Origin of the sequence: Streptomyces sp. NPDC007205, assembly GCF_040634095.1 — a bacterium.
Lineage (GTDB): Bacteria > Actinomycetota > Actinomycetes > Streptomycetales > Streptomycetaceae > Streptomyces.
Window position 1 is genome coordinate 1 of the sequence record NZ_JBEYEW010000137.1, and the last position, 3181, is coordinate 3181.

The following is a 3181-nucleotide window of genomic DNA, read 5'->3' on the forward strand; positions in this document are numbered from 1 at the left end:
TCCTGCTCACCCGCAGCCGCCGCGCCACCTGCAGCGGCTTGATCTTCTGCTCGAACAACTCGGCCGCCTGCATCCGTACCGTCTCCCGGCGCTGGCGCCCCGCAGCGGTCAACCCGCCCCCATCCCCGTACCTCACAACCCCACGGACTACAACCAACACCCCCTCACCACGGACTACGCGAAAGAGCACCCTGACGAGCCGAAGTCAGTAAGCTGTCATGTCCTGCGACAGGGAGGACATGGGACACAATGCGTGTGCGTTCGGTGGGGGTCCGTGCGGCCGTCTTATCAGTGGCTGTGGCGTCGTTGGCCGGATTAGGAGTGGTGAGGGCGCCGTCGGCGGCTGCGCTGACTGCTCCGGTAGCGATGATGGCGGGTGAGCTGCCGACGTGGCAGACCAATGGGATCGTATGGGCGATGGCCCAGAGCGGTGGGGTGGTCTTCGCGGGCGGTACCTTCTCGGCCGTCAGGCCGCCGGATGCGGCGGCCGGCAGCAGTGAGCGGCCGGTGGTCAATTTTGTGGCGCTCGACGCGGCGACGGGTAGGCCGGCGTCGTGCAAGCTGTCGTTCACGGTGGGTTCAGGTCTTGCGACGGTGCGGGCGCTGACGGTGTCGCCGGACCACAGGACGCTGTATGCGGGTGGGCGCTTCGGGGCGGTCAACGGCGTCAAGGTGAGCAATGTGGCGGCCATCGACGTTCGTACGTGCATGCCGAAGACCGGCTTCAAGGTGTCGGTGAACGCCACCGTGCGGGCGCTGGCCGCCACCGACGACGCGGTGTATCTCGGTGGTGACTTCACCACGGTCGCCGGCCAGGCCCGCCGCTACTTCGCCTCAGTCACCAGCACGTCCGCGGCGCTGCGCCCGTGGAAGGCGGACGCCGACGAGCCCGGCCGGGCAGTCAAGGTGACTCCGGACGGACGCAATGTCATCCTCGGCGGCGACTTCTTCCACGTGAACGGTGCCGATTCACACGCCCTCGCCGTCCTCAACAGCACCAACGGCAACCTCACCAAGAGGTATCCGGCGGGCTTCCTTGCCACCAACATGACGGTGAAGGACATCACCACAGACACCACCGGCTTCTATGCCGCCACCGAGAACTATTCCCGGCCTTTGGGCGGCCGTCGGCTCAGCGGTCCCATCGCATACGACGGCCGGATGGCTTTCGATCTCGACGGCTTCAATGAACGCTGGCGGGACAAGTGCTTCGGCGCGACTCAGGCGGTCGAGGTCTATAAGGGCGTGCTGTATTCCGCCTCACATGCCCACGACTGCAGCAGAATGGGCCAACTTCCAGAGTTGTGGGAGCGCCAGCATCTGCTTGCCGAGCCGGTGAACGCACCCAGGCTGCTGGGCTGGTTCCCCGACACCAATGACGGGATCGGCGAGCACATCGGGCCGCGGGTGCTGACCACCGCTTCGAAGAATGGCACCGCCTACATGTGGGTGGGCGGGGAGTTCACCACCGTCAACGGCAAGCCGCAGCAAAGCCTCACCCGCTTCGCCAGTGGCCCCGACACCACCGCCCCCTCGGCCCCCCAGGTCAGTGTCTCCAGCACCACACCCGGCCGGATCGATGTGCGCTGGCAGTCCAGCCTGGATCCGGATGACAGTAAACTGACCTACCGGGTCTACCGCAACGGCTCCCACACCCCCATCCACACCGTCACCGGCTCCTCCCTGCTCTGGATACGTCCGCAGCTGACGTTCACCGACACCGACATCGCCACAGGATCCGCCTACAGCTACCGAATCACCGCCAGCGACGGCACCCACACCAGCCACCTGTCCAAGCCCGCCAAGGTCACCACGGCCAGGACGGCGAACCGCTACGCGCAGCGGGTCCTCGCTGACGGAGCCGACCTGTACTGGCGGTTCGAAGAGACCGACGGCACCTTCGCCGCGGACAGTTCCGGTGCCGGCAACGGCGGCATCCACCGCGGTGCCTCCACACGCGGGATCATCCCCGGCGCGGTACCCGACTCCAATGCCGCCGTCGGCTACCGCGGAGCTGACGGGTACACCTATAGCGAGCGCCCCAGCCCCACTCCGACGTCGTACTCCCTTGAAACCTGGTTCAAGACCAGCACGACAACCGGAGGGAAACTCGTCGGTTTCGACAGCCGTACCTGGATGATGCGCAGTCGCCGCTACGACAAGCATGTCTACATGACGAACGACGGCCGCCTCGTTTTCGGTGTATACGCCGGTGGCGCCCGCACCATCAGCAGCAGGGCGAGCTTTAACGACGGCAAGTGGCATCACGTTGTCGCCACCCAGGGTCGTGGGGGAATGCAGCTGTTTGTGGATGGGACACTGCAGGCGAGTAATCCGCGAGTCGTCACCAGCGCCGATTATGCGGGCTACTGGCATGTAGGCGGAGGCCAGCTGGGTGGACTGGCCGGCTGGCCCAGCAGCCCGTCAAGCTTGTGTTTCGCGGGACAGATCGACGAGACCGCGATCTACCGCAGTGTGCTGTCTGCCGCGCAGGTGGCACAGCACCACAGCCTGGGTATGCCGAGGACGCCGTAATGTTGATGGGACGGACCTCGTAGTCGGAAAGCCGGTCCAGTAGGGACGTGCGTCTGGCCTGTGGCGCGCTGAAGGCGGTGGGCGCTTCGCACGCCCGGCACGCGGGATCAGCCGATGGTGAAGTCGCTCGGTCGTCGGGCGATCCGGACGACGCCCAGTGCTCCGGGGACGGCGTCGCGTACCGGGCCGGCAGCCGCTTTGGACGGGTAGTCGAGCTGGTGCCCGTTGAGAATCAGGGATGCCCCGTTGACGTGCCGGGCGAAGGACTCGCCTGAGTGCTCCAGACATGGCACTCTTGCCAGGATCTGCAGGAGTGCGGCCGCTTTGAGGTGCACGGGTCCGGTCGATGCCGCGTTTCATGGCGCGGGCGTAAACCCGGGCGACGGTGGCGTGGAGCGGTCCCTAGTGCTTCGTCAGGTTCTGGTTCTGTGGTCGGCAGGGCGCGGCCGCAGGTGGTGCAGGGGCCGGTCCAGCACCTCAGCAGGTCCTGTAAGGGCGTCGAAGACCTGGTAGAGGGTCAAGCAGCCATCTGAGCTCTGGGGCCGAGCCGCCTAGGGTCTGTTGCGAAAGTTGATCTTGTTGGTTGGTGATCACGTCCTGTGGGACGTGGGGATCTGACGAACGGGCAGTGGGCCCGTCTTGAGCC

2 protein-coding genes are annotated in these 3181 nt (G+C 66.1%); one reads left to right on the forward strand and one right to left on the reverse strand.

Going from position 1 to position 3181, the window contains the following annotated elements:
* The first annotated feature begins 417 nt into the window (after nt 1-417).
* A complete protein-coding gene (locus ABZ624_RS42525; protein WP_360101024.1) occupies nt 418-2535 on the forward strand; it encodes a LamG-like jellyroll fold domain-containing protein in 2118 nt (705 codons plus the stop codon).
* 107 nt (nt 2536-2642) lie between these two features.
* Here ABZ624_RS42525 and ABZ624_RS42530 read toward each other — a convergent pair whose 3' ends face one another.
* Nucleotides 2643-2870, reverse strand: coding sequence for a hypothetical protein (locus ABZ624_RS42530; protein ID WP_360101027.1), 228 nt, complete (start codon nt 2868-2870; stop codon nt 2643-2645).
* Nucleotides 2871-3181 lie beyond the last annotated feature (311 nt).

What these genes read in the sequence shown, in the direction of transcription:
- ABZ624_RS42525 (WP_360101024.1), top strand. Translation starts at nt 418, where the DNA reads ATGGCCCAGAGCGGTGGGGTGGTCTTCGCGGGCGGTACCTTCTCGGCC.